This window comes from Methylobacterium sp. ME121, assembly GCF_000974725.1.
Classification (GTDB): Bacteria; Pseudomonadota; Alphaproteobacteria; order Rhizobiales; family Beijerinckiaceae; genus Methylobacterium; species Methylobacterium radiotolerans.
The window spans coordinates 126,382-151,884 of the sequence record NZ_BBUX01000004.1 but is presented as its reverse complement, the minus strand read 5'-3'; the positions used below and the strand labels follow the sequence as shown (position 1 = coordinate 151,884).

Genomic DNA, 25,503 nt, shown 5'->3' with positions numbered 1-25,503 from the left:
GTGCGCGTCCGCTACCGGGTTGTCATCGAGCGGCGCGAGGGCGGCGTCGTCGCCTACGGCAACCTCTACGGCAGCTACGCGGGCCTGCGACCGGTCTGGCTCGAGCCGGATGCCCAACTCCGTCTGTCCAGCGGCCGTCGCCTCAACATCTCCGTGACCGATCTGATCGGCGACGTCGCCGACTTCGAGAGCACCGGGCCGGTCGGGGCGCTCTGACGCCGCCGGGGACCTTCTGCGGAATCCCGGACGGCGTCACGGATCAATGCGCGCGTCCCGGCAGCGATTCTTGAGAACGGGACGATTCGGCAATTTGTCGCGCGCGAACCCCACCGAACGGGAGGGGATCCTCAAAAAAATCGGATGCGGCGACTGGGCGCACGGCCGGGTTTTGGGAAAATTCGGCAACGAATAGCCACCGAAGCGTCTCGCAGTGCGGTCAAGCGGGGGGGCCTCCGCCGCGGGCGCCCGATGCCCCTGCGACCCTCGTCCGCGCGGACGACGCATGCTCAGGCCCAGCAAAGCTCGTTCGTGTGCAAGGTCTGCATGGGACACGCACACGTGCCCGTGAGATCGGGGCGAGACGACCGAAGAACGCTTGTGCGTCGCAACATTTCTTTTCGCAAAAGCATGACATCGGCGGGGCCCGTGTCACCCTAAAAGAAGCTTTCACCGTGTGCCCACAGGCGCGGAACAGCGAGTTGACGGCGCTCAAAAATCTCTTAAGGTCCGGGCAAGCCTCGGTTTCGAGGGAGCCGCCTCAGGGATGGCGGTTCCTGGCTAGGGGATCAGTAGATCTCCTCGAAGTCCACTATGCCCGCTACCGAGGCGTCCATCCCTGTCGCAAACAGTCAGGTCGGAGTCCGAGCGACGCCACTCTCGTCGCGCGCCGCGAGAACTCTCAAGACTTGTCGGAGGAACCCATGAGAGCGGTACATCTCCTTGCGCTCGGCGCAGGTGTCGCGGCCGTCGCCGCGCCGGCGCTGGCCAATGAAAGCGTCATGAAGGGCATCGCCAACCCGGCGGAACAGGTTCTTCAGACGGTGGACTACGCGAATACGCGTTACTCGAAGCTCGACCAGATCAACGCCAAGAACGTCAAGGACCTGCAGGTCGCCTGGACGTTCTCGACCGGCGTGCTGCGCGGCCACGAGGGCTCGCCGCTCGTCGTTGGCAACGTGATGTACGTGCACACGCCGTTCCCGAACATCGTGTACGCCCTCGACCTCGACCACGAGGCGAAGATCCTCTGGAAGTACGAGCCGAAGCAGGATCCGTCCGTGATCCCGGTCATGTGCTGTGACACGGTCAATCGTGGCCTGGCCTACGCCGACGGCGCCATCCTCCTGCATCAGGCCGACACCACCCTCGTGTCGCTCGACGCCAAGACCGGCAAGGTCAACTGGTCGGTCGTGAACGGCGACCCGAAGAAGGGCGAGACCAACACCGCGACGGTTCTGCCGGTCAAGGACAAGGTCATCGTCGGCATCTCGGGCGGCGAGTTCGGCGTGCAGTGCCACGTCACCGCCTACGACCTGAAGACCGGCAAGAAGGTGTGGCGCGGCTACTCCGAGGGCCCGGACGATCAGCTGATCGTCGACCCGGAGAAGACCACCTCGCTCGGCAAGCCGATCGGCAAGGACTCCTCGCTGAAGACCTGGGAAGGCGATCAGTGGAAGACTGGCGGCGGCTGCACCTGGGGCTGGTTCTCGTACGACCCCAAGCTCGACCTGATGTACTACGGCTCGGGCAACCCCTCGACCTGGAACCCCAAGCAGCGTCCGGGCGACAACAAGTGGTCCATGACCATCTGGGCGCGTAACCCGGACACCGGCATGGCCAAGTGGGTCTACCAGATGACCCCCCACGACGAGTGGGACTATGACGGCATCAACGAGATGATCCTCACGGATCAGAAGATCGACGGCAAGGAGCAGCCGCTCCTGACGCACTTCGACCGTAACGGCTTCGGCTACACGCTGAACCGCGCCACGGGCGAGCTGCTGGTCGCCGAGAAGTTCGACCCGGCCGTCAACTGGGCGACCAAGGTCGACATGGACAAGGGCTCGAAGAACTACGGCCGTCCGCTGGTCGTGTCGAAGTACTCGACCGAGCAGAACGGTGAGGACACCAACTCCAAGGGCATCTGCCCGGCGGCGCTGGGCACCAAGGATCAGCAGCCTGCGGCCTTCTCGCCGAAGACCAACCTGTTCTACGTGCCCACCAACCACGTCTGCATGGACTACGAGCCGTTCCGGGTGACCTACACCCCGGGCCAGCCCTACGTCGGTGCGACCCTCTCGATGTACCCGGCCCCGAACTCGCACGGCGGCATGGGCAACTTCATCGCGTGGGACGGCGTCAACGGCAAGATCAAGTGGTCCAACCCCGAGCAGTTCTCGGTGTGGTCCGGTGCTCTGGCCACCGCTGGCGACGTCGTGTTCTACGGCACGCTTGAGGGCTACCTGAAGGCGGTCGACGACAAGACCGGCAAGGAGCTGTTCAAGTTCAAGACCCCGTCGGGCATCATCGGCAACGTGATGACCTACCAGCACAAGGGCAAGCAGTACGTGGGCGTCCTGTCGGGCGTCGGCGGCTGGGCCGGCATCGGCCTCGCGGCCGGCCTGACCGACCCGAATGCCGGTCTCGGCGCGGTGGGTGGCTACGCGGCTCTGTCGCAGTACACCAACCTCGGCGGTCAGCTGACGGTCTTCGCCCTGCCGAACTAATCGGCCGCAGGGTTTGACGTGAAAAACGGTGCCGGCGCGGGTTCCCGCGCCGGCACCCTTGTGATTAGACTTTCTCGCAAGAGGCTGCGGCTCGGAGGGAGACGAAGAGCCTCGATCCAGGGAGACACATGCGTTGCTCAACCTCAGCAAGATCGTAACGCGGCCGGTTATCGCCGCCCTCGCCCTAGCGACCGTCTCGACGGTTGCCGTACATGCTGAGGATGCCAAGCCTGCCGACCCCAAGCTCGCCAATTCGCTGAACGCGAACGACAAGACCGCCGAGCAGGATCCCAAGCTGCTGAAGCAGGATGCTGCCGTGAAGGTCGACGACGGCAAGTATTTCGATGCCGAAGGCCACCCGACGTTCCACGTGACCCAGGACGGCAAGATGCTCGACTGGTACACGTACTCGGGCTACCGCCGGTATCACGCCGAGTGCCACGTCTGCCACGGTCCGGACGGCATGGGCTCGACCTACGCGCCGGCGCTCAAGGACTCGCTGAAGCACCTCTCCTACGAGGAGTTCATCGGCATCCTGGCGGGCGGCAAGCAGGACGTGAACGCCGCCGAACAGAAGGTCATGCCGGCCTTCGGCGACAACAAGAACGTCATGTGCTACTCGGACGACCTCTACGTCTACCTCAAGGCGCGCGCCGCCGGAGCGATCGGGCGTATCCGTCCCTCGGAGCACGAGGACAAGCCTGACACCGCCAAGAAGGCGGAGAAGGAATGCATGGGCGGCTGATGTCGTCTCTTGCCCGGATCGCCATTCTCTGCGCCCTGACACTGACCGGGGCGCAGGGGGCTCTCGCCCAGCATCTGCCGGATACCGTCACCACGGACGTGCTGCGCGTCTGCGGTGATCCGGGCAACATGCCGTTCTCCGAACGCAAGGAGGACGGCTTCGAGAACAAGATCGCGGCGATCATCGCCGACGAACTGAAGATCAAGGTCCGCTATTACTGGTTGACCCAGGGACCCGGCTTCGTGCGCAACACGCTCGGAACCGGCCTCTGCGACGTCATCATGGGCCAGGCCTTCGGCAGCGACCTCGTCCAGACCACCAATCCCTACTACCGCTCCGCCTACACGCTGGTCACCCGCGCCGGTGAGCTCGACGGCGTGACGGCCCTCGACGACCCGCGCTTGAAGGGCAAGAGCATCGGCGTGATCGCCGGGACGCCGCCCGTCAACCGGATGGGCGAAGTCGGCCTCGTCTCGGCCATGAAGGCCTACGCGCCCTACCAGCTCGATCCGTCGCGGAAGTACCAGACGGTCAGCGCGGAGATCATCGCGGCGCTGGCCGCCAAGGAGATCGACGCGGCGGTACTCTGGGGACCGGCTGCCGGCTGGCTCGCCAAGCAGTCCGGCACGCCCATGAACGTGGTGCCGCTGCTGAAGGAGCCGGAGCGCCCGCCGATGGCGTACCGGATCGCCATGGGCGTCCGGATCGGCGAGAACGACTGGAAGCGCTCGCTGAACACCATCCTGCGCAAGCGCAAGGCCGACATCGACAAGGTCCTGCGCGACTACGACGTGCCGCTCCTCGACGAGGAAGAGAACAAGCTCGTCGCCCCCGGCGAGCGCTGACGCGCCGCCGCGGGCCGCGGTCAGGCGCGCGCGATGCCGGTCCGGTCGAGCTTCGCCAGGGCATCCACCACGCGCTCGCCGCCGATGACGAGGTCCGGCGCGATCTCGGCCAGGGGAACCAGCACGAAGGCCCGCTCGCGCACGTAGCGGTGCGGCAGCACGAGGCGCGCGTCGTCGATGCTCGCACCCTCGTAGGCCAGGACATCGATGTCGATCACCCGCGGCCCCCAGCGCTCCTCGCGGATCCGGCCGAGGTCGTGCTCCACCCGCAGACAGGCGTCGAGCAGGCCGTGTGGATCCAGCTCCGTCTCCACCGCCACGGCGCCGTTGAGGAACCACGGCTGATCGGTCTTGCCCCAGGGCGGCGTCCGATAGTCGGCCGAGCGCGCCACGACGTCGATGCCCGGGATCGCCGCGAGGCCGGTGACCGCGCGGTCGAGCATCGCGGCCATGTCGCCGACATTGCTGCCGATGCCGAGATACGCCCTCATCGGCCCGCCCCGCGGCGGCGCGTGATCGCGACGCCGACGCTGTCCAGGATGGCGGGGACGGGCGCGCTCGGCTTGTCGACCTGCACGGTGATCGCCGCGACGCGCGCGAAGCGCGCGAGGATCTCCGCCGCGACCGTCTCGGCCAGGGCCTCGATCAGGTTGAACCGGCGCGCGGTGGCGATCTCGACGGCCAGCGCCGTCAGATCCGCGTAGCTCACCGTGCCGGCCACGTCGTCGGAGCGGCCCGCCGGGCCGAGATCGAGTTCGGCCTCCAGGGAGATGTAGAAGCGCTGGCCGAGCACCGCCTCCTCGGCCAGCACCCCGTGCCGGCCGAACACGGCGATCCGGGTCACGCGGATCAGGTCGCCCGCCATGCTCAGCGCGCCTCCGGCCGCATCACGGCGTCGACGACGCGCATCGCGTCGATATGCGCCGCGACGTCGTGCACGCGCACGATGTCGGCCCCGAGGGTGGCCGCGACGGCGTGGGCGGCGATGGATCCGTGCAGGCGATCCGCCGGACGGGTCTCACGGTCGTGCAGGCGTCCGAGGAGCGACTTGCGGGACACGCCGACCAGGACCGGGAATCCGAGGGCGCGGATCTCGGGCAGCCGCCGCAGCGCCTCGAGATGCTGGTTCCAGGTCTTGCCGAAGCCGACCCCCGGGTCGAGCACGATCTCCGAATCGGCGAGACCCGCGCGGTGGGCGATCGCCAGCGACCGCTCGAAGAAGGCCAGCATGTCGGCGACGATGTCGAGATCCGGCTCGATCGTCTCGCGGTTGTGCATGATGATGACCGGTGCGCCGTGCGCGGCCGCCACGGTGGCGATGTCGGGCTCGCGCTGGAGGCCCCAGACGTCGTTGACGATCCGCGCGCCCGCCTCCAGCGCGACGCGCGCGGTCGAGGCCTTGTAGGTGTCGATGGAGATCGGCACCGGCAGCCGCGGCGCCACCGCCCGGATGACCGGCACGACGCGGGCCTGCTCCTCCTCGGCGGGGACAGGAACGTGGCCGGGCCGCGTCGATTCCCCCCCGACGTCGAGGATCGCCGCACCCTCGGCGACCAGCCGTTCGGCCTGGGTCACCGCCTCGGCCTCCCCGGCGAAGAGGCCGCCATCCGAGAAGGAATCGGGCGTGACGTTGAGGATGCCCATGACGAGCGTGCGGCCGCCGAGGGCGGGCAGCAGGTCGGACAGGCGGGAGGAGGGGGTCACAGGCGGGTCCCGTTCACGAGCGCGGTTCGGGAGCCGGTGTGCGCGAATCGGGAGGCCGGCGCAACGCCGGCCTCGCCGTTCGACTCAGCCGCGATAGCAGCGGATCTCGGCCTCGGCCTGGGCGCGGCGCAGCTCCGCGACCTTGTCGTCGAAGATCTTGGTCGACTTGAACTCGTTCGCCCGGTTGCCGATCCCCTGTCGCATCGAGAGCACCGTGCTCGCCTGGACGTACTTGTCGTACGGCAGGATCGCGGCGAGCTGATCCAGCGAGCACGAGCATTTCTGCAGGCTCTCGCGGGTCTGGCCGTTGGCGGCCATGCAGCCGAACACGTAGTCGACCCGCGCGTCGGTCGGGTAGTCGTTCTCCTCGGCGGCCCAGCCGGCCAGGCCCGAAAGCGTCAGGGCGAGGGCGGCCAGCGCGCCCCGTTCAGCCAGCCTTCTGATCATAGCTCAGCTTCTCCTCGAGCAGTTCGCCCCCGTCCGGGCTCTTCGACGACGCCTCGATCGAGACGATCTCGCCCGGGACCGAGGGGGCGGTGACGAAGGTATAGGTCATGTCGTCCATGCCGCGCATGCGCTGCGCCATCGCGTCGCCCGCGAACGGCTTCGTGACCACGCGCCAGCCGTCGACCTCGCGGCCGCCGATATCCACTTTGGTCGGCGTCACGGTCGCCTTCTCGCGCAGGCCCTTGCGGATCGCGAGCTTGAGGTAGCGCGGGTTCGCCTCCAGCACCTTCGCGACGGCGCGCAGGTGGTTCTCCAGGAACAGCGAGACGACCGGATTACCCGACATGTCCTCGAACGGGCCGGCCGGCATCCGGTTCAGCCCGGAGAACATCACGACGCTGATGTCGCGGCCCTCGGCGCTCTTCCCGGGCGTCACCTTGAGCTGAACCGTGTCCTCCAGCGGCGCCCCGAACGGGCCCTTCGAGATCCCAGAGCGACGCAGGTAATCGTAGGTCAGCGTCGAGCCCGGCGCCGTGTTCTTCATGTGCGGCTGGTCGAACAGCAGGTCCGCCGCGGAGGGCGGGGCGGCGGCGTTCGCCTGGGTGACGGTGGCGGGCTTCGGCGCGTCCTCGGCGAGGGCCGGCAGCGCGGCCAGAACCAGCGCGACCGACGTCGCCGCGAGGCTCCTCACGACAAGACTTCTCACGAGTTCACTTCCTCCTTGAGCGGCGACCGGACGTTGCTGCCGATCGTCCGGTAGACGTAGTCGGGCGGGTTCTCGGCCGCCTCCTCGGTGGCCAGCGCCCGCACCTTGGCGTGGAGCGGCGAGAGCGAGCAGGCCGGATCCGTGGCGGCCGCGTCGCCCGCGAGCGCGAGCGCTTGGCAGCGGCAGCCGCCCCAGTCCTTCTCGCGCCGGTCGCAGGATCGGCAGGGCTCCTTCATCCAGTCCGTGCCGCGATAGGCCGTGAAGGCGGGGGAGTCGCGCCAGATCTCGCCGAGGGCGTGGTCGTTGACGTTCCAGAACTCCAGCCCCGGGATCGTCTCAGCCGCGTGGCACGGCAGAACCTTGCCCTGCGGCGTGACGTTCATGAGCTTGCGGCCCCAGCCGCCCGCGCAGGCCTTCGGGTACTTCGCGTAGTAGTCGGGCACGACGAGGTCGATGACGAGCTGGCCCTTCAGGCGCTCGCGGGCCGCCTCGACGATCCGGATCGACTCGTCGACCTGCGCCTTGTCGGGCATCAGGGCGGCGCGGTTGACGTAGGCCCAGCCGTAATACTGCGTGTGCGCCACCTCGAGCCGCTTGGCGCCCATCTTCACCGCGAGATCGATGAAGCCCGCCACCTCGTGGATGTTGCCGCGGTGAATCACCGAATTCAGCGTGAGGGGCAGGCCGAGTTCGACCACCTTGGCGGCGAACTCGAACTTCTGCGGCTGCGCGTTCTTCAGGCCGCCGATCTTCTCGGCGTTCTGCGCGTCGACGCCCTGCACCGACAGCTGCACGTGATCGAGCCCGACGTCGTAGAGCGCCTGGAGCTTCGCCAGCGCCCCGCCGACGCCGGAGGTGATCAGGTTGGAGTACAGGCCGAGATCGGCGCAGATCTTGGTGATCTCGACGATGTCGTTGCGGGCGGTCGGCTCTCCGCCGGACAGGTGCACGTGCAGGACGCCGAGCGCCGCGGCCTCCCCGAGGACGCGCTGCCATGTCTGCGTGTCGAGCTCGCCCGACCGGCGGTCGAGCTCCAGCGGGTTCGAGCAGTACGGGCAGCGCAGCGGGCAGCGGTGGGTCAGCTCGGCGAGCAGACCGACCGGTGCCGGCGCATCGGGGCGGTTCGGCGTCAGCGCGTTCATCGCTCGAGAACCCGTTTCTCCGCGAGGCCGTCGAGCATCACCAGGATGTCGGCCTCGATGGCGCGCGGATCGGCCGCGTAGGTCTTGCCCAGCTCGTCCGCGATGTCGGACACGCTGCGCGCGCCGTCCACCAGCTTGAGGACCGCGACGGCGTTGTCGTCGAGATCGAAGGTGCGCTCGGGGGCGAGCAGGACCCACTTCCCACGGGTCTCGTCGTTGCGCAGCCGAACGCCGCGCGGCAGCCGCGGGCGATCGCCGGCCGCCATCTTACCGCCGGACGCGCCCGGCTTGGCCTGGGACGCCTCGGCCACGAGACCCTCGCCGGGCTGCCAGGCGTCCGGGGGGACCATGCCGGGGGCGACATAGGCGAAGTACAGGGCGTCGAGCTGCGTCCAGAGCACGGTGCACTTGAACGTCAGCGCCGCCATCGCCTGCCGCTGCAGCTCCGGGGTCGTGGCGTGCTGCTTGACGTAGTCCAGGGCGAAGTCCGCATCCCGCGGCGCCTGGGTCAGGCGCTTGTCGAAGTAGGCCAGCGTGTCCTTGGTGATGAAGTCGTAGTTCTTCAGCATCCCGGCCACGCGCTCGGAGATGATCGTCGGCGAGAACATCTCGGTCAGCGACGAGGCGATCGCCTCCAGGAGCGTCCGCTCGGAGACGAAGTGGACGTAGGCCTCCACCGAGAACTTCGTGGCCGAGAGGATGCCGCGGGTGGACAGGACGTAGTCGCGGTCGAAGCCGACGCCCTCCGCCAGCTTGAGCCAGCGCTCGATGCCGCCGTCACCCTCGTGGTCGCCGTCGTGGTCGACGATGCGCTGGCGCCAGATCCGCCGCAGCGACGCGTCGGTCATGCGGGCCAGCACGGCCGCGTCCTTCACCGGGATCATCGCCTGGTAGTAGTAGCGATTCAGGGCCCAGGCCCGGACCTGGTCCTTCGACAGCTTGCCGTCGTGCAGCAGCCGGTGGAACGGGTGCAGGTTGTGGTAGCGGCGCGCGCCGATGTCGCGCAGGGCCGCCTCCAGCTCCTCGGGACTCAGGAGACGCTGACTGTCGGCGGTGTCCGGGGTCGGGAAGATGGCGTTCATGGCGTGTCCGGCGTCCGTTCTCGACCTGCGTTTCCTGTATCCTGATCCCGCCCTCGTCTGTGGGGCGAATGTCCGGGCTCAGGGACGATATAGTGCCGGCAACCGACGGGCCCAACCGTCGGTCGCCTGCGGACCGCCCGTTCGCGGCGCCGATGCCTGCGGCACAGGGCCCTGATCGTCGTCGTGCCGACCTGACCAGGAAGTGCCGATCATCGAGCCTCGGGTGCGACCGGACTTCGACCTCAGCCCTCGTTCGAGGCTCGCCCGCGCGGGCCCTTCCCGGTGGGGTCCGGGTCGGGGATCCCGACCGCGCACCGCCTACAGCGACAGACTCAGCCCGTCGTGCGCCACGGTCCAGCCGGCCGCCTCGACATCCGCCCGCTCCGGCGATCCTTCGACCAGCACCGGGTTGGTGTTGTTGATGTGCACGAAGACGCGCCGGCCGATCTCGACCGCCGCCAAGGCGTCGATCGAGCCGTTCGCGCCGCGCATCGGCACGTGACCCATGCGCCACCCGGTCTTGGTACCGACGCCGGCCCGGATCATGTCGTCATCGTGCAGGACGGTTCCGTCGAACAGCAGAGCGTCGACGCCCGCGATCCGCGCGCGCAGACCGTCCGTCACCCGGGCACAACCGGGAATGTAGGCGAGGCGGCGGCCGCCGGCCTCGATCAAGGCCCCGACGGTGGTCTCGGTCTCGCCACCGATCTCCATCGTCTCGTCCTCCAGCCAGAGCGGCACCTTGCCGGGCACCGGGAAGAGGGTGACCGACAGGCCGGGCAGGGGCTCGAAGCGTTGGTCCATGCCGATCGGCTGCCGGGCGACGACGCCCTCGGCCATCACGTCGAAGACGCGGTTGGCATTGACGGAGTCGAGGATCCCGCGCGTGCCGTAGAGCGTGTAGGGCTGACCTTCGCGCAGGGTCAGGAGACCCGCGACATGGTCGACGTCGCCGTTGGTCAGGAGAACCGCGCGGATCGGCGAGTGGCGCAGGCCCTCGCGCGGATGCATCTGCGGATTGTCGAAGAGCTGTTGCCGGATATCCGGCGAGGCGTTGATCAGCAGCCAATCCGACCCGTCCGCAGAGACCGCGATGCTCGACTGGGTTCGGGGCCGCACCCGGTCCGGTTCGGACCGCGCCAGCGTGCAGATGGGGCAGCGGCAATTCCACTGGGGAAGGCCGCCGCCGGCCGCGGAACCGAGGATCACGACGCGCATGGTGCGGCTCCCGAGATCCCCGGCCCGTAAAACTCAGTTGAAGGTGTCGATCTCGGCCGACTCGTAGCTCGTCACTTCCATGCCGACGCAGATCTCGGACACGATCGGGGCAGCCCACTTCATGGTGTTTCTCCTCAGGCGATATCATCACCGCGTGTCGTGCGGATCCTAAGAGGACCCTAAGACACTGATGGCGCTCTCATTTCCGGCGCGAGAGAGGTATCGACGATTCACGCGCGGGCTTCAAGCACTAAGTTGCCGGATCCTCCCAAATTTTTCGTGAGAGACTTCCTAAGCGTCCGGAAACCATCACGAAACAGGCGACCCTGCGACTAAAGTACAGTGGCTCACTGGCGGAAGTCGGGACCGCGCAGTTCGAGCATGAATCCTTTGCCGCGCACGGTGACGAGGCCCGGCCCGCCGTAGCGCACGAAATCGGCCATCTTGGAGCGCAGGTAGCCGATATAGACGTCGACCACGTTGAGGGAGAGCCCGCCCTGGCTGGCCCAGAGCCGGTCGAAGATGTCGGCGCGGGAGACCGGCTTGCCGATATTCTCCATCAGCATGGCGAGCAGGTCGGCCTCGCGGGGCGTGAGGCGGGCGCTGGCCTCGCCGCAGCTCGCTTGCCGGGTCTCGAGGTCGAGCATCAGCTTGCCGGCGGTGATGCGCGAGCGCGGCGCCTCCGCCTGCTCGCGCCGCATCAGATGGGTCCGCAGGCGGGCGACCAATTCGTCGAACTCGAACGGCTTGACGATGTAGTCGTCGGCGCCGAGCGCCAGGCCTTCGGCGCGGTCGCGGATCTCGTCCCGGGCAGAGAGGAACAGGATCGCTCCGGGGAAGCCGCCCTCCCGCAGGGACCGGCAGACGTCGTGGCCCGATCCGTCCGGGAGGTTGATGTCGAGGAGCACGGCGCCCGGGGCCGGATCGTGGGCGGCCTTCAGCGCTTCGTCGACGCAGGCCGCCGTCCCGACCTCGAATCCCTCGGCTTCGAGACCCCGGGCGAGGAGGCCGCGAATGTCGATATCGTCCTCGACGATCAGGATCCGCGTCATGCGGCCGACTCCTTCACCTGCGCGCCCACTCGGGCACCGACAGCAGCGCCGTCGGCCGCGCCCGTTTCCCATGCCGGATCGCAGGCCGGGATGTCCAGGGTGACCCGGGCCCCGCGTCCGTCCGGCCCGGGCCCGAGTCGGATCGTGCCGCCGTGCTGCTCGACGATCCAGCGCGCCAGGGCGAGCCCGATGCCGAACCCGGTCTCGTCCGGCCCGGCGCCCGTGCCGCGCTTGAAGCGCTCGAACAGCGCCTCCTCCGGGGCACCGAAGCCGGGACCATCATCCGTGATGGTGATCCGCCCGACCGGTCCCGGACCTGCCGCCAGGGCGACCTCGACCCGGGTGAGGCCGGCGGCGTGGCGGAGCGCGTTGTCGACGAGGCTCTCGACCGTCTGGCGCATCCACTCGCGGTCGGCGAAGCTCTCGACGTCCCGGCTGCCCGGATCGAGGGTGAGACCGACCCGGCGGCGCGCCGCCTCGGAGCTCATGTTGTCCACGGCCTCCGCGAGGACTTGGGCGAGCCCCAGACGGCGCTTGTCGAACGCGATCTCGCCGGACTCCGAGCGGGCGACGCGGAGAAGGTCCTCGACGCGCAGCTTGAGGCGCTGCGCCCGCTTCTTGATTGTGGCGAAGACCGGCCCCGGATCGGCGCCCCGGGACGCGCCGCGCAGGGCGAGGTCGCACTCGCCCAGGATCACCGTCAGGGGCGTGCGCAGCTCGTGGCTGACATCGGCGAAGAAGCGGCGGCGGGACTGATCGACCGCCTCCAGCCGGGCGTTGGCGGCGCGCAGGTCGGCGGTGCGCGCCGCCACCGTGTCCTCCAGCGCCGCCCGGTCGGCCGCGACCCGCGATTCCCGCCGTGCCAGCCGGGCGGCCATGCGGTTGACGTTGGTCATCAGCAGGCCGAGCTCGTCCCGCGTGGCGACGGAGAGGCGCGTGTCGAGGGCGCCGTGGCCGATGGCGCTCGCGGCGCGGCGGACCTCCTCGATGCGCGCCAGGGTCGGCCGGGTGACGCCCCGGTACAGGATCGCCAGCAGCACCAGGGCCGCCGCCACCGCGGCCGCGGCGGCCACCCGCAGGCGCTCGGACAGCGCCCGGGCCTGCTCGGAGCCGAGCGCCATGCTGCGCCGCTCGGCCTCGATGAGGAAGGAGAGGGGCTGGCCGGTCATGGCGCCGAAGCCGTTGAGCGCGCCCTTGATCGCGTCCTGACGCCGCTCCTGATCGGTCTGGCGGCTGATCAGCGAGACCTGCCGGTCCAGCACCGCGCGGGCCGCGCGCAGCTGCGCCATCGGGCGGGTGCGCGCGGCGTACTGCATCCGGTCGGCCGGGTCGTCGCTCGGCGGGAAGCTCTTGGCGAGCGCCTCGTCCACGGTGGTCAGGGCCCGATCGGCGTTGTCGCGGGCGATCGCCATCGCCTCGGGCTGGCCGTCGGGGTTGCCGACGGTCTCCACGGCCGCGAGACCGAACTGGGTGAGGCGGCCGGACAGCTCGGCCAGCAGCTCCAGGCGCCGCTGAGCCTCGAGGGTCCGGTCGACGGTCCGCTCCGCCGCCCCGATCGCCGCCAGCGCGGCCGCGGCGGCCAGCACCACCACGATGGCGGTGCCGCCGAGCAGCAGCGCGAAGCGGACCTTCAGCGAGCGCATCGTCCCCGTCCCGCCCTCAATCCCGCTCCGCGGGCGAGCCCGAGCATGGCACCGCCGGGGCGCCGAACCAAGGTGCCGTCGAGGGCGTCGTCACAGGTCCTTCGGCAGGCTGCCCTTGGCGGCGCAGCGCCACCGCTCCACGTGCCATTCCGGATGCGCGGCCTGCCAGGTCGCGAGCGCGCTCTGCGAGTTGCGCAGGCACACGAAAGGGCTCGATTTCTCGAAGGACATCTCGATCCGGTCCTCGCGGCAGGTCGAGGGTTGGGCGACGAGACAGATCGACAGCAGCAGCAGCATGGGCGCCTCCCCGGGCTGCCGGCCTCGAGCGGGCCGGCTTGGACGGGAGAATAGGACGCGCCCACGCCCATTGCCCAGGCGACGTCAGGCCGCGACCCAGATCTCGCCCTTGGCGATCGTCGCGAGGTCGCCGGAATAGCGGCGCAGCGGCTTGCCGAGAAGGTCGGCGTGCTCGGCGCTCAGGCCGCGCAGGGCCTTGGCCAGCAGACGCAGGAACACGAGGTCGTGCGTCCCGGTCTCCACGAAGGTCGGCGACATCCGGCCGTGGGCGCCGACGAGGAGCGTCCCGCGGCGCATGCCGAAGCCGGGGTGGTCGCCGACCACGAGCGCCGCCAGCGTGCCGGCGATCATGCGCGAGCCCGCGTACGCCCCCGCGCGCCCGGCCACGATCGTCCCGCGCCGCATCCGGTCGCCGAGATGCGCGCCGGCCGCACCGCGGATGATCAGCGTCGCGCCGTCGAGGCCCGCCTTCGCGGCGTAGACCGCGCCCCCGGCATAGTCACCGGCGTCGCCCTCGACGGTGATCGTGCCGCCCGTGGCGCCGGACGCCGCGTAGGGCCCGGTATTGCCGGTGACGATCAGGCTGCCGCCCGCCATGCCGGCCCCGAGGCGCTGGCCGACATCGCCGGTGACCCGGATCGTGCCCTCGGCCAGCGACGCGCCGACACGGTCGAGGCGCTCGTGGCCGCCCTCGATGGTCAGGGTGTCGGAACCGTCCAGCGCGACCGCGAAGCAGTCGCCGAGGCGCACGCCGGTGCGGGTCGTGCCGATCTCGAGGCGCTCGACCTCGCCCTGGGACAGGCGGCTCAGGGCGAGCGGGTTGATGTTCAGGAGGTCCAGCCGCTCGGGCGGGGCCGCGCGCAGGGTGAGGGTGCTCACGGCTCAGCCCTCCGGCTTGGCGTCGTCGCGCGCGATCAGGTCGCGCAGGTGGTAGTGGTGGCGGCCGAGATTGCCGCCGTAATTGCCGGCCGTGACGGCGATCAGGCCGTGCTTGCCGCCGATCTCGGTGGCGGCGTGCAGGCCGGCGCGCATCGAGTCGGACACGCCCTGCGAGGTGAGGGCGTCGATCACGATCTCCAAGACCACGCCGCACTCGGCCGGCAGCGCCGAGCCGGCGCGGCCCTTCAGGGTCGGGCAGTAGGCGTCGTTGGTCGAGGCCATCATGCCCTTGGTCCGGCCGCCGACCTTGGAGCCGGAGCGGACGATGCCGCCGGGGAACGGGAGGATCGCGCCCGGCACCGCCTTGGCGGCCTCGACGGCGATCTCGGCGACCTTGAGTGTCTCGGCGTGGGTGCGGCCGAGGAACAGCAGGTTGCCGCCGCCGACCGCGCCGTCGACGGCCCGGACCGCGTCCCCGCAGAGGAACTCGCCGTCCATCACCGGGATGCGCCAGTAGCGCCGGGCCTTGCCGGTGGCGTCGTGCAGGCGCTTGGCCACCGCGAAGCCGTCGCCGAAGTACCGGATCGCGCCGCCGAGCTTGATCTTGGTCGGCCCGTCGACGCCCGCGAAGCAGGCGGTGCCCGGGCAGGTGAGGATGCACTGGCCGACCCGCTTGATCAGCTGGTCCTTCAGGCCGTTCGGCTCGAAGCCGAACAGCAGGATGCGCACGCCGGGCCGCCCGTCCGGAGTCTCCTCCGGCGACAGCTCGGCGTCGATGCCGGCCTCGGCGCCGCAGCCGATGACCGAGGTGGCGAAGCCCGTCATCGTGGTCGCGGCGATCATCGCCCACTTGTCGGTGTCGTTCGTGACGATGATGGCCGTGCCGGCCACGTCGAACGCCTCCGCGAAGGTGTCGACGACCGGGATGCCGTTGAGGGTGAGGTCAGACATCGTACTTCCCGCGGCTCGCCCCGCTGATCACGCCCGGCATGGCACCGCCTCGAAAGTCTCCCGGCCCTCGCCGAAGGCCGCGTCGGGCACGGCGAAGCTGTCGAGACCCTCGCCGAACCGCTCCGTGAGGTAGGTGTCGGCGCGCTTCGCCATGGCCTTGTCAGAATCGACGGTCAGCGACAGCGTGCGACCGGCGCGCCACTCCACGACCTCGCCGTCCTCGACGATCGGCACGCCGTCCTTCAGGACGAGCTTGGCCGCGGTGAACATCGCGGTGCGGTTCGCGTCGTCGCGGTAGACCGCGACGTCGGCCCGGGCGCCGGCCCGCAGGTGGCCGCGGTCGGCGAGGCCGAGGAGCTTCGCCGGTCCGGACCGGGTCAGCTGCGCGATCTCCGAGAGCGTGTACTCGCGCTCCAGTCCCGGCAGGCTCGAGCGCTCCCCCACGACGCTCGGCAGCGTCGCGATCTCGCGGTCGCGCTCCGACTTGTCCATCAGCAGGTGGATGATGCGCGGGTACTGCGTGAACGGGCCGCCGTTCGGGTGGTCGGTGGTCAGGATCGTCCGCTCCGGGTCGGTGGAGAGCAGCATGATCTCCAGGCCGATCGCCCATTGCAGCGAGCTGGTCGGGCCCCGGGGCCGGTACAGGAACGGCACCACGCCGCCGCCCTCGGCGTCGCCCGCGTTCAGGACCCACTTCTTCGGCTTGGCGCCCTTGCGGCCGGCGAACTGGCGGAGGATGTCGAGGGACACCGTCACGGTCTGGCCGAACACGACCTGCCCGATATCGAGGGTGGCGTTCGGGTTGTCGGTGATCGCCTGGGCGATCCGCTCGGCGGCCGAGCGGAAGCCGCCGGTGCCGGGATTGGCCGGGTCGACCGCGCCGTAGGCGTAGAACTGCGCGTGGGCGAAGTGGATGCGCCGCCCCTCCGCCGCGTCGAGCGTCGCCATGAAGCTGTCGTCGGCCCCGGGCAGGCCCAGGTTGTTGCAGTGGACGTGCAGCGGGTGCGGGACGCCGATCTCCTCGACCGCGTCGAGGAGCGAGCCCATGATCTGCCGGGTCGAGAGACCGTAGCAGGGGATCTCGTCGTCGAGCGACAGGCGCAGGGCCCCGTCCTTGAAGGCGGACGCGCCGCCCGCGTTGATGCACTTCACTCCGAGGCCGCGCGACTGGGCGACCGACAGGGCGACGAGGTCGCGCACGGCGTTGCCGCCCTGACGCTCGCGCAGGAGCTGCAGGAGCTGGTCGTCGTTGCCCATCACGGTCAGGGCGCCGCGGTCGAGCAGCGGGATGTCGGCGAGTTCGAGCTGCGTGCCCAGCGCGTGGGTCGGCGGCATCGCCGGCTCGACGGCCGTCGTGTAGCCCATCCGCGCGTAGGTCGAGCCGATCCAGGCCGCCGCGCCGCCCGCGTGGGCGAAGGGATGGCCGTCGGGCGCCGCCTCGCTGACGTAGAGGTCCGGCAACAGCAGCCGCGAGGTGATCACGTTGCCGCCGGCGATGTGCGAGTGCACCTCGACGCCGCCGGCCATCACCACGCAGCCGGCGGCGTCGATCACCGCGTCGGGCTCGCGGCCCGGCGGATCGACGATGCGGCCGTCCTCGATCCAGACGTCGCCCACGGAATCGCGGGACGCGGTCGGATCGACGACGCGCCCGCCCCGGATCACGCTCAGCATGCGGATTCACTCCTCGACGCGGCCGGGCCCGTGACCAGGCGCTCCCTGAGGGCGCCCAGCACCGACGCGGCCGACGGCAGATCCGACGGCGCCGAGGCCGGCCAGAAAGTCAGCGCGGCGCGCTGCTCGTTCCACAACACGCCGCCGTGGTCGCGGCCGGGCTGGCCGACCGAGATCACCACCTCGGCGGCCTTGGCCTCACCGTCCGCGACCAGCGCGACGGAGGGGATGTTCGACAACCAGTCCGGGCGCGACACCGGGACGGCGCCGAGCCAGAGGACCGCGTCGACCTCGCCGGCGGCGACCTGCCGGGCGGCGTCGAAGCGCCAGGGATCGTGCTCGGGCACGCGGCGCCCGAAGCCGCTGCGCGGCGCCTGCCCGGTGAGCCAGGCCGAGACCGGCACCACCGCCCGGTCCTGACCGGTGCCGCCGACCGCGAGGGTGAAGCAGCGCGTCGTCTCGCTGAGCTCCATGGCGAGGCCCTGGAGCATCTCGATGCCGACCTCGCCGAGTTCGGCCGCGTCGTAGAGGAGCACGCCGTACTGCGCGGCGGCGAGCCGGGCGGCGATCCGGCCGGGCAGATCGTCGCCGGCCAGGTGGCCGCGGGCGTGGGCGCGCAGCACGCCGACCGCCTCGGTCAGCCCGCCCTCGGCCGGCCAGGACAGCGACGCGGTGGCGTTGGCGCCGACAGCCAGAAGGGTGCGATCCGACCCGGCGGCGCGACCGCGGCTCGGCTTGCCGTCGACGAGGCGCTTCAGGAGCGGCGCCTGCCAGGGGGCGGCGCCCACCACCAGCACCACGTCGGCGCGGCCGACAGCCTCGGCGGGCGTCGAGGTCAGCGCCCCGACCCGGCTCAGCGATCCGAGTTCCGCGTAGGTGCCGGCCGAGCCGGCGGTGTCGACGGAGGCGCCGATGCGGCCCGCGAGATCGTAGGCCGCGCGGATCGCGGCCACGTCGGCGCTGAGGCCGGCGATCACCGGCGCGCGCGCCTTGGCGAGCAGGGACGCGGCCGCCTCGATGGCGGTGCCAGCGTCCGTCGCGCCACCCTTCACCCAGGCTGCCATGCTCCCTCTCGCAACGTTCTTGCTTGGTTTCGGAGCGGGCGACGGCCGTAAGACCGGACGAAGCGGGTGCCCCTCGAGCCCGAGGGTTCCCCACCGAATCGGAATGGCTCATCCGCCCGGCGTGTCCGGGCAGGCGGCAAACTCGGCGCGCCGTCGCGGCCTTAGGTTTGCATTCATCCGCGCACCGCGGCAAGGGGGTCCGGCGGCGTTGCGCGTCGGGAAGTGAATCGCGGGTATCGGTTCGCCGCCGCGCGCGGCGCCGCGACCGGGCCCCGGATCGCGGGGCATCGGCGCTGCGGGACGGCCTTGCGGTCGCTCCGGGCGGTCTATTCTGCGCCGCCGGCGGGCACGATCCGCGCGCGCCCACGTTGCCCGGTCCGGGGACGCGTGTGAAAAGCGCGCCGCGCGGGCGCCGGACCTGCGGGATTCGAGGGAAGTGCGTTGGGCGAGGTCCCCGAACGGAACGAGGCGGCGGCGGACGGTGCCGTGCGGGTCGAGGCGCCGGCGCGGCTGCATTTCGGGTTCCTGGACCTGCACGGCGGGCTCGGCCGCCGCTTCGGCAGCATCGGGCTGGCCATCGACGCGCCGTCGCTGGTCCTGACCGCCCGCCGGGCGCCCCGGCCCGACGTCACGGGTCCCGAGGCCGACCGCGTCCGCGGCTACGTCGGGGCCGCCGCCGCCCATCTCGGGCGCGGCGGCGACGTCGCCATCGCGGTCGAGCGGGTGATCCCGGCCCATGCCGGGTTCGGCTCGGGCACGCAGCTCGCCCTCGCGGTGGCGGCCGCGATGGCCCGCCTGAACGGCGAGCCCTTCGCGGCGGAATCCTTCGCGGCGACCCTGGACCGGGGCAACCGGTCCGGCGTCGGCCTGTGCGCCTTCACGGAGGGCGGCCTGATCGTCGACGGCGGCCGCGGCGCGGATGGCGGGCCGCCGCCGGTCATCGCGCGTCTGCCCTATCCGGAGGCCTGGCGGATCGTCCTGATCCTCGATCCGAGCATGGCGGGCGTGCACGGGACGCGCGAGGTCGAGGCGTTCCGCGACCTGCCGCGCTTCCCCGAGGCGCAGGCCGCCGAGATCTGCCGGATCGCGCTGATGCAGGTGATGCCCGCCGTCGCCCTGGCGGAGCCGCAGGGCTTCGGCGCCGGCATCACCCGGATCCAGACGCTGATCGGCGACCACTTCGCGCCTCATCAGGGCGGCCGCTACGCCAGCGCCGCGGTGGCGGAGGCGCTCGCCAGCGTCGCCGCGCAGGGCATCGCGGGCTACGGCCAGTCCTCCTGGGGGCCGACCGGCTTCGCGCTGGTCCCGTCCGAGGCCGAGGCCCGCGCCCTTGTGGCCAGCCTCGACCGGGGCGGCCCTCTCCGGTTCGTCATCGCCCGCGGCCGCAACGGTGGCGCTTCGGTAACCGGTCCGGCGTGAGCCGGTCGCCCCGGGCTTGACCCGGGGCGCCGCTCCGGGTTTGGACGGAGGGAAGGCGCCTCTCTCGCGCGCCGCACGAGGATTCTATGGCCCGCTCGATCCTCCACATGCTGACGCCGCTCCGGCACATGAGCCCGTTCGACGTGAACATGGCCGTGGATGCCGGCTTCGAGACGGTGGTGACCTACACGGAGGTCAGCCTCGCCGACGTCGTGTCGCTGACCCAGGACTCGATCTTCTCGCGGTCGCCGGCCGACGGGACGCGGACGGGCATCTTCATCGGCGGCAAGAACGCCGAGGACGCCCTCGACATGGTCGACCGCGCCAAGAAGGCCTTCGTGCCGCCCTTCGTGAACCACGTGTTCGCCGACCCGGCAGGCTCGTTCACCACCGGCGCCGCCATGGTGGCGCAGGTCTCCCGCGCCCTGCGGCAGAAATTCAGCACCGACCTCACGGGCAAGCGCATCGTGATCTTCGGCGGCGCCGGCGTCGTCGCCTACGTGGCCGCGGTGATCGGCGCCCTGCAGGGCGCGACCACCGTCCTGGTCGGCCACGACGGCGAGGAGCGCGTCTCGAAGATCGCCTTCACGATGAAGTGGCGCTTCGGCATCGAGGTCGGCGCCGTCGACGGCACGACGCCCGACGACCGGCGCGCGGCCATCCGCGACGCCGACGTCATCCTCTCGGCCGGCCCGGCGGGCATCCCGATCCTCACCGCGGAGGATCTGAAATCCGCGCCAAAGCTGCTCGTGGCGTCCGACGTCAACGCCGTGCCGCCCGCCGGCATCGCGGGGATCGACGTCAACGCGGTGGACGTCGCGCTGCCCACCGGCAAGGGGGTCGGCATCGGCGCGCTGGCCGTCGGCGACGTGAAGTACAAGACGCAGCGGCGCCTGTTCGACCGGATGCTCGCCTCCGACACGCCGCTGTGCCTCGACTTCCGCGACGCCTACGAGCTCGCCGTGGAGATCGCCGGCTAGGCCGCTCCCGGACCGGATGCCGATGGCGGACGCGGTCCTGATCGCCGCGCAGGCCGGGCGCGCCCTGGCCGAGGCGGCGCGGCGCGCGGGGCTTCGGCCCTACGTCGCCGACCTGTTCGGCGATTCCGACACCCGCGCGCTGGCCGAGGCCTACCGGCCGCTGCCCGGCCGGTTCGGGACCGCCCCCGCCGCTGACGTCACCCTGGCGGTCCTCGACGACCTCGCGGCGCGGGCCGGGAGCCCGGTCGGCCTGATCCTGGGCAGCGGCTTCGAGGACGCGCCCGACCTGATCGCGCGCCTCGCCGCGCGGCACCGGCTCATCGGCGCCTCGGCCGGGACCGTCGCCGCCCTGAAGGATCCCGTGGCCTTCGCGGCCCTGTGCGCGCGCCTCGGCGTGCCGCATCCGGCCGTGGCGGCCGCGCCGCCGGCGGACCCCGCGGGCTGGCTGGTCAAGCGGATCGGGGGCTCCGGCGGCAGCCACATCCGGCCGGCCACCCGGTCGCCCGCGCCGGCGGGCCACTATTTCCAGGCGCGCGTGCCGGGGCGGCCCCACGCCCTGAACGTCCTCGCCGACGGCCGCGCGATCCGCGTCCTCGCGGTCACCGAGCAGTGGTGCGCGCCGTCGCCGATCCGCCCGTTCCGCTACGCCGGGGCGCTCGCCCGCGGCGCCGCGGAAGCCCCGGCGCTCCCCGCCCGCGTCGTGCAGGCCGCCGCCGCCGGGACCGAGCGGATCGTCGCCGCGACGGGCCTGCGCGGCCTCGCCAGCGCCGACCTGCTGGTCGACGGGACCGACTGGTGGCTCACCGAGATCAACCCGCGGCCCGGCGCGACCCTCGACGTCCTGGACCGGCGCGGGACGCCGCTGCTCGCGGCCCACATCGCCGCCTGCCTGGGCACGATGCCGGATCCCGAACCGCATCCGGCGGGTGCGGCGGCCGCGCAGATCTGTTACGCGGACCGTGAGCTTGCGCCTGTGCCGGACATCGACTGGCCGGACTGTGTGCGCGACCGCCCGTGCCCCGGCTCGGCGGTCCGCCGCGACGCGCCGCTCTGCACGGTGCTGGCCGAAGGCGCGGACCGGGCGGAGGTGCTCGCCCTGTTGGAAACGCGGACGGCACACCTGCGGGCCGGCTGCGCGGCGAAGAAAACACACCCCGAGGAAGCCCCGTCATGAGTGCCAGCCAGTCCTATCCCAGCATCAACGCGCTCTCAGGCCCCCTGGTCGAGCGGCTCATAGCCGATGCGCCGACGCTGCGGCTGTCCGTGTCGCAGGCCGCCGGCGGCGCCCGCATGGTCGATGCCGGCGCGCAGGCGCGGGGCTCGATCGAGGCCGGGCGGCGCATCGCCGAGATCTGCCTCGGCGGCCTCGGCACCGTCACCATCGCGCCGAGCGGGCCGATTGCGTCCTGGCCCTACTCGGTGACGGTGCATTCCGCCGACCCGGTGCTCGCCTGCCTGGGCAGCCAGTACGCCGGCTGGAGCCTCGCGGACGAGACCGGTGATTCCGGCTTCTTCGCCCTCGGCTCGGGCCCGGGCCGCGCCGTGGCGGCCGTCGAGGATCTCTACCAGGAGCTCGGCTTCCGCGATTCCGCCACCAAGACCGCCCTCGTTCTGGAGGCGGCGGGCGGCCCGCCGGAGAGCGTCGTCGCCAAGGTCGCCGAGGCCTCTGGCCTCAAGCCCGAGGACCTGACCTTCATCTACGCGCCGACGCAGAGCCTCGCGGGCTCCACCCAGGTCGTCGCCCGCGTCCTCGAGGTCGCCCTCCACAAGGCTCACACGGTCGGCTTCGACCTGCACGCCATCGTGGACGGGATCGGCTCGGCGCCGCTGTCGCCGCCGCACCCGGACTTCATCAAGGCGATGGGCCGCACCAACGACGCGATCATCTACGGCGGGCGGGTCCAGCTCTTCGTGGATGCCGACGATGCCGACGCCAAGCAGCTCGCCGAGCAGCTGCCCTCGACGACGTCGAGCGACCACGGCGCGCCCTTCGCCGAGATCTTCGCGCGGGTGAATGGCGACTTCTACAAGATCGACGGCGCCCTGTTCTCGCCGGCCGAGGCGATCGTCACGTCGGTGCGCTCCGGCGCGACCTATCGCGGCGGCCGCCTGGAGCCGACGCTGGTGGACGCGTCCTTCGCCTGAGAGGCGAGCCGGGCTCGCTCTCCCGCACGGGACGGGGAGTCCGGACCCGCGCAGTGACATCTCCCTGGGCCGCCCCGGAGGCGGGCGGCGCCGTGACGATCAGGACACCCATGCGCATCGGGCTCGCGGCCGATAACGGCACCTGGCACAAGAGCCGCCTGCTCGCCGCCCTGCGCGCGAACGGCGTCGAGCCGGTGCTGTTCTCGCTCGCCGACGTGGCCGTCGTGACGGGCGGCGCCGAACCTCTCCGCGTTCCGGGCTTCCCGGACGCGCTGCCGGACGGCGTCCTGATGCGAACCATCGCGGGCGGGACCTTCGAGGCGACGACGATGCGGCTCGGCGTACTGCACGCGCTGGTCGCGGCGGGTGTCACCGTCTGGAACGCGCCGACCGCGATCGAGCGCTCGGTGGACAAGGCGGCGACCTCGCTGCTCATCGATCGCGCCGGGCTGCCCACGCCGGCCACCTGGGTGTTCTCGAAGCGCGAGGCGGCCGCGGCCTTGGTCGCCGCCGAGGCGCGTCCGGGCGCGCCGCTGGTCCTGAAGCCGCTGTTCGGCTCGCAAGGGGAGGGGCTCGCCCTGATCGAGCACCCGGAGGACCTGCCCGACGAGGAGTCGGTGGCGCGGGTCTACTACCTCCAGCGCTACGTGCCGCGCCGGGACGGCCTGTGGCGCGACTACCGGGTGTTCGTCTGCGACGGCCGGGCCATCGCCGGCATGATCCGCGAGGGCGACGGCTGGATCACCAACGTCCACCGGGGCGGCCGGCCGCTCCCCTGGGCGATGCCGCGCGGCGCCGCCGAGCTGGCCGAGGCGGCGGCGACCGCGGTCGGCGTCGACTATTCCGGCGTCGACCTCGTTGAGGACGGGGAGGGCGGGTTCTCGGTCCTCGAGGTCAACTCGATGCCGGCCTGGTCGGGCCTGCAGACCGTGTGCGAGACCGACATCGCCGCCGCGGTGGTGCGCGGCTTCCTCGCCGCAGCCCGCGGTGCCAGCCGTCCTCGGCTCGTGGTGGCATGAGCGAGATCGGCCTCGACTCGGCCCTGATCGGCACGCTGTACCGAGCGGCCTGCCTCGCGGAGCTCGACGCCCTCAAGCCCGGCAACGTCCACGCCCACGCGCCCGGCCACCGCATGGTGCTGGCGGATTTCGTCACGAGTGCCGACGTCTCGGCGCGGCCCCTGGCCAGGGCGGGCGCGGGCGTCGGGACGCGGGTCCGCGACGGCGTCGCCGCCACCATGGCGGCGGTGGGCCAGAACACCAATCTCGGCATCCTGCTGCTCTGCGCGCCGCTCGCGGTCGCGGCCGAGCGCGGGCGGACCGTCGCCTCGGTGCTCGACACCCTGGACGGCGCGGATGCGGAGGCCGTCTTCGCGGGCATCCGGCGCGCCAATCCGGGCGGCCTCGGCGAGGCCGCCCGGCACGACGTTGCCGAACCGGCGCCCGGATCGCTGCGAGACGCCATGGCGGAGGCCGCCGACCGGGACCGGATCGCCCGCGCCTACGTCACGGGTTTCGCGGACGTGCCGGCGATCGGGCTCGCGGCCCTGCGCGAGGCCCGCACCGCCGGGCTCGACCCGACTTGGTGCACGACTGCGATCCACCTCGCCTTCCTGCGCGCCGTCCCGGACAGCCACGTCGCCCGCAAGCACGGCGCGGCCGCGGCCGAGGGCGTCCGCCGGGAGGTAGAAGCGACGCTCGCCGGGATCGACCTCGCCGCGCGGCCGGTGGACGCGCTGCTGGCCCTCGACGCGTCGCTGAAAGGGCGGTCGATCAATCCCGGTACGAGCGCGGATTTCACCGTCGCGACGCTGTTCTGGGACGCGCTCGCGGGCGCCGGTGCCCGGCTGGCCTGAGCCGCGTGCACGATCCGGTGTTCATAGCGCCGGACGGATGGAAATTCCTCCGTGTCAGAGCCTTGCGCGGGTTGTGAGCCGCAGGGCCCCGCTGTAGGGTCCGCCGCGCTGTCCGGCCCAACCGGCTCGGCCCATCCGGCTCGGCCGGCATGGTCGGGCGCCGATAACAAGGATGGCTTCCCGGCCGCGGCACCGCCCGGCGCGCGGCTCTATTTCGGAATCCAGGGAGAGACACCGAATGGCGAAGATCACCAAGGTTCAGGTCGGCGAGGCCCTCGTCGGCGACGGCAACGAGGTCGCCCACATCGACCTCATCATCGGACCGCGCGGTTCGCCGGCTGAGACGGCCTTCTGCAACGGCCTCGTGAACAACAAGCACGGCTTCACCAGCCTGCTCGCGGTCATCGCGCCGAACCTGCCGTGCAAGCCGAACACCCTGATGTTCAACAAGGTCACCATCAACGACGCCCGTCAGGCCGTCCAGATGTTCGGCCCGGCCCAGCACGGCGTTGCCAAGGCTGTGCAGGACGCGGTGGCCGAGGGCATCATCCCGGCGGACGAGGCCGACGACCTGTACATCCTGGTCGGCGTGTTCATCCACTGGGAGGCGGCCGACGACGCCAAGATCCAGAAGTACAACTACGAGGCCACCAAGCTGTCGATCCAGCGCGCCGTCAACGGCGAGCCGAAGGCCTCGACGGTCACCGAGCAGCGCAACTCCGCGCAGCACCCCTTCGCCGCCAACGCTTAGATCGGGGACGGTCCTGGGCAGAGCGAGCCTCCGCCCGCACCGCGGGGCCTGCTCCAGCGACTGGCTTCGATCTTCCTTGGCCGATAGGTAGGCCCCTGAACGGGACGGCGCGAGCCGTCCCGTTTCTCGTTTGGGCCGGCCGCCCGACCCGCCGCGGGGCGGCGCCGGGCCTCGGCTC

27 protein-coding genes are annotated in these 25,503 nt (G+C 71.3%); 11 read left to right on the top strand and 16 right to left on the bottom strand.

Going from position 1 to position 25,503, the window contains the following annotated elements:
- The 4 genes from ME121_RS05575 to xoxJ all read left to right on the top strand — a co-directional run bounded on the left by ME121_RS05575 (position 1) and on the right by xoxJ (position 4,316).
- On the top strand, positions 1-216 hold the full coding sequence (locus ME121_RS05575; RefSeq protein ID WP_234741295.1) for a hypothetical protein: 216 nt from the start codon (positions 1-3) through the stop codon (positions 214-216).
- 704 nt (positions 217-920) lie between these two features.
- The gene (gene xoxF1, locus ME121_RS05570; protein ID WP_012317515.1) at positions 921-2,726 is read left to right on the top strand and encodes a lanthanide-dependent methanol dehydrogenase XoxF1; all 1,806 of its coding nucleotides are present in this window, start codon (positions 921-923) and stop codon (positions 2,724-2,726) included.
- Between the two features lie 133 nt (positions 2,727-2,859).
- The gene (locus ME121_RS05565; protein WP_012317516.1) at positions 2,860-3,471 is read left to right on the top strand and encodes a c-type cytochrome, methanol metabolism-related; all 612 of its coding nucleotides are present in this window, start codon (positions 2,860-2,862) and stop codon (positions 3,469-3,471) included.
- Positions 3,456-4,316: a rare earth element methanol dehydrogenase accessory protein XoxJ gene (gene xoxJ / locus ME121_RS05560; RefSeq protein WP_012317517.1), complete on the top strand. Its 861-nt coding sequence runs from the start codon at positions 3,456-3,458 to the stop codon at positions 4,314-4,316. The genes ME121_RS05565 and xoxJ overlap by 16 nt, the downstream gene beginning before the upstream one ends.
- A 20-nt stretch (positions 4,317-4,336) precedes the next feature.
- On the opposite strand, the gene folK is transcribed toward xoxJ, so the two are convergent.
- The 16 genes from folK to ME121_RS05480 all read right to left on the bottom strand — a co-directional run bounded on the left by folK (position 4,337) and on the right by ME121_RS05480 (position 18,175).
- Complete coding sequence (gene folK, locus ME121_RS05555; RefSeq protein WP_012317518.1) at positions 4,337-4,807, bottom strand: 2-amino-4-hydroxy-6-hydroxymethyldihydropteridine diphosphokinase; 471 nt, start codon at positions 4,805-4,807, stop codon at positions 4,337-4,339.
- Positions 4,804-5,181, bottom strand: coding sequence for a dihydroneopterin aldolase (gene folB / locus ME121_RS05550; RefSeq protein WP_059408474.1), 378 nt, complete (start codon positions 5,179-5,181; stop codon positions 4,804-4,806). Before folB ends, folK begins: the two co-directional genes overlap by 4 nt.
- A 2-nt stretch (positions 5,182-5,183) precedes the next feature.
- Positions 5,184-6,020: a dihydropteroate synthase gene (gene folP / locus ME121_RS05545; protein ID WP_059408473.1), complete on the bottom strand. Its 837-nt coding sequence runs from the start codon at positions 6,018-6,020 to the stop codon at positions 5,184-5,186.
- Between the two features lie 84 nt (positions 6,021-6,104).
- A complete protein-coding gene (locus ME121_RS05540; RefSeq protein ID WP_012317521.1) occupies positions 6,105-6,467 on the bottom strand; it encodes a hypothetical protein in 363 nt (120 codons plus the stop codon).
- Positions 6,448-7,173, bottom strand: a complete 726-nt coding sequence (locus ME121_RS05535) for a hypothetical protein (protein WP_012317522.1) — start codon at positions 7,171-7,173, stop codon at positions 6,448-6,450. The genes ME121_RS05540 and ME121_RS05535 overlap by 20 nt, the downstream gene beginning before the upstream one ends.
- Complete coding sequence (gene pqqE, locus ME121_RS05530) at positions 7,170-8,315, bottom strand: pyrroloquinoline quinone biosynthesis protein PqqE (RefSeq protein ID WP_059408472.1); 1,146 nt, start codon at positions 8,313-8,315, stop codon at positions 7,170-7,172. Before pqqE ends, ME121_RS05535 begins: the two co-directional genes overlap by 4 nt.
- Complete coding sequence (gene pqqC / locus ME121_RS05525; RefSeq protein WP_029358395.1) at positions 8,312-9,397, bottom strand: pyrroloquinoline-quinone synthase PqqC; 1,086 nt, start codon at positions 9,395-9,397, stop codon at positions 8,312-8,314. The genes pqqE and pqqC overlap by 4 nt, the downstream gene beginning before the upstream one ends.
- 318 nt (positions 9,398-9,715) lie before the next feature.
- Positions 9,716-10,615, bottom strand: a complete 900-nt coding sequence (gene pqqB / locus ME121_RS05520; RefSeq protein ID WP_059408471.1) for a pyrroloquinoline quinone biosynthesis protein PqqB — start codon at positions 10,613-10,615, stop codon at positions 9,716-9,718.
- 33 nt (positions 10,616-10,648) lie between these two features.
- Positions 10,649-10,738, bottom strand: a complete 90-nt coding sequence (gene pqqA / locus ME121_RS05515; protein WP_012317526.1) for a pyrroloquinoline quinone precursor peptide PqqA — start codon at positions 10,736-10,738, stop codon at positions 10,649-10,651.
- Between the two features lie 224 nt (positions 10,739-10,962).
- The gene (locus ME121_RS05510) at positions 10,963-11,667 is read right to left on the bottom strand and encodes a response regulator transcription factor (RefSeq protein WP_012317527.1); all 705 of its coding nucleotides are present in this window, start codon (positions 11,665-11,667) and stop codon (positions 10,963-10,965) included.
- The gene (locus ME121_RS05505) at positions 11,664-13,310 is read right to left on the bottom strand and encodes a sensor histidine kinase (protein ID WP_043073100.1); all 1,647 of its coding nucleotides are present in this window, start codon (positions 13,308-13,310) and stop codon (positions 11,664-11,666) included. The genes ME121_RS05510 and ME121_RS05505 overlap by 4 nt, the downstream gene beginning before the upstream one ends.
- A gap of 90 nt (positions 13,311-13,400) precedes the next feature.
- Positions 13,401-13,607 carry a hypothetical protein gene (locus ME121_RS05500; RefSeq protein WP_012317529.1) on the bottom strand — a complete coding sequence of 69 codons (207 nt, stop codon included), beginning with the start codon at positions 13,605-13,607 and terminating at the stop codon, positions 13,401-13,403.
- An 84-nt stretch (positions 13,608-13,691) separates the two neighbouring features.
- The gene (locus ME121_RS05495) at positions 13,692-14,486 is read right to left on the bottom strand and encodes a formylmethanofuran dehydrogenase subunit C (protein WP_059408470.1); all 795 of its coding nucleotides are present in this window, start codon (positions 14,484-14,486) and stop codon (positions 13,692-13,694) included.
- 3 nt (positions 14,487-14,489) lie between these two features.
- A complete protein-coding gene (fhcD, locus tag ME121_RS05490) occupies positions 14,490-15,437 on the bottom strand; it encodes a formylmethanofuran--tetrahydromethanopterin N-formyltransferase (RefSeq protein ID WP_059408469.1) in 948 nt (315 codons plus the stop codon).
- A 27-nt stretch (positions 15,438-15,464) separates the two neighbouring features.
- Positions 15,465-17,111, bottom strand: coding sequence for a formylmethanofuran dehydrogenase subunit A (locus tag ME121_RS05485; RefSeq protein WP_059408468.1), 1,647 nt, complete (start codon positions 17,109-17,111; stop codon positions 15,465-15,467).
- Positions 17,105-18,175, bottom strand: coding sequence for a molybdopterin-binding domain-containing protein (locus ME121_RS05480; protein ID WP_059408467.1), 1,071 nt, complete (start codon positions 18,173-18,175; stop codon positions 17,105-17,107). The genes ME121_RS05485 and ME121_RS05480 overlap by 7 nt, the downstream gene beginning before the upstream one ends.
- A 441-nt stretch (positions 18,176-18,616) precedes the next feature.
- Here ME121_RS05480 and ME121_RS05475 point away from each other — a divergent pair, with 441 nt between their 5' ends.
- The 7 genes from ME121_RS05475 to fae all read left to right on the top strand — a co-directional run bounded on the left by ME121_RS05475 (position 18,617) and on the right by fae (position 25,325).
- Positions 18,617-19,594, top strand: a complete 978-nt coding sequence (locus ME121_RS05475; RefSeq protein ID WP_024831088.1) for a beta-ribofuranosylaminobenzene 5'-phosphate synthase family protein — start codon at positions 18,617-18,619, stop codon at positions 19,592-19,594.
- An 86-nt stretch (positions 19,595-19,680) separates the two neighbouring features.
- A complete protein-coding gene (locus ME121_RS05470; protein WP_043073102.1) occupies positions 19,681-20,574 on the top strand; it encodes an NAD(P)-dependent methylenetetrahydromethanopterin dehydrogenase in 894 nt (297 codons plus the stop codon).
- Between the two features lie 22 nt (positions 20,575-20,596).
- A complete protein-coding gene (locus ME121_RS05465; protein WP_059408466.1) occupies positions 20,597-21,748 on the top strand; it encodes an ATP-grasp domain-containing protein in 1,152 nt (383 codons plus the stop codon).
- A complete protein-coding gene (mch, locus tag ME121_RS05460; protein WP_059408465.1) occupies positions 21,745-22,719 on the top strand; it encodes a methenyltetrahydromethanopterin cyclohydrolase in 975 nt (324 codons plus the stop codon). The genes ME121_RS05465 and mch overlap by 4 nt, the downstream gene beginning before the upstream one ends.
- 110 nt (positions 22,720-22,829) lie before the next feature.
- Positions 22,830-23,738, top strand: a complete 909-nt coding sequence (locus ME121_RS05455) for an ATP-grasp domain-containing protein (protein WP_059408464.1) — start codon at positions 22,830-22,832, stop codon at positions 23,736-23,738.
- Positions 23,735-24,574: a triphosphoribosyl-dephospho-CoA synthase gene (locus tag ME121_RS05450; RefSeq protein ID WP_059408463.1), complete on the top strand. Its 840-nt coding sequence runs from the start codon at positions 23,735-23,737 to the stop codon at positions 24,572-24,574. Before ME121_RS05455 ends, ME121_RS05450 begins: the two co-directional genes overlap by 4 nt.
- 238 nt (positions 24,575-24,812) lie before the next feature.
- Positions 24,813-25,325, top strand: coding sequence for a 5,6,7,8-tetrahydromethanopterin hydro-lyase (fae, locus tag ME121_RS05445; RefSeq protein WP_012317540.1), 513 nt, complete (start codon positions 24,813-24,815; stop codon positions 25,323-25,325).
- Positions 25,326-25,503: the final 178 nt, after the last annotated feature.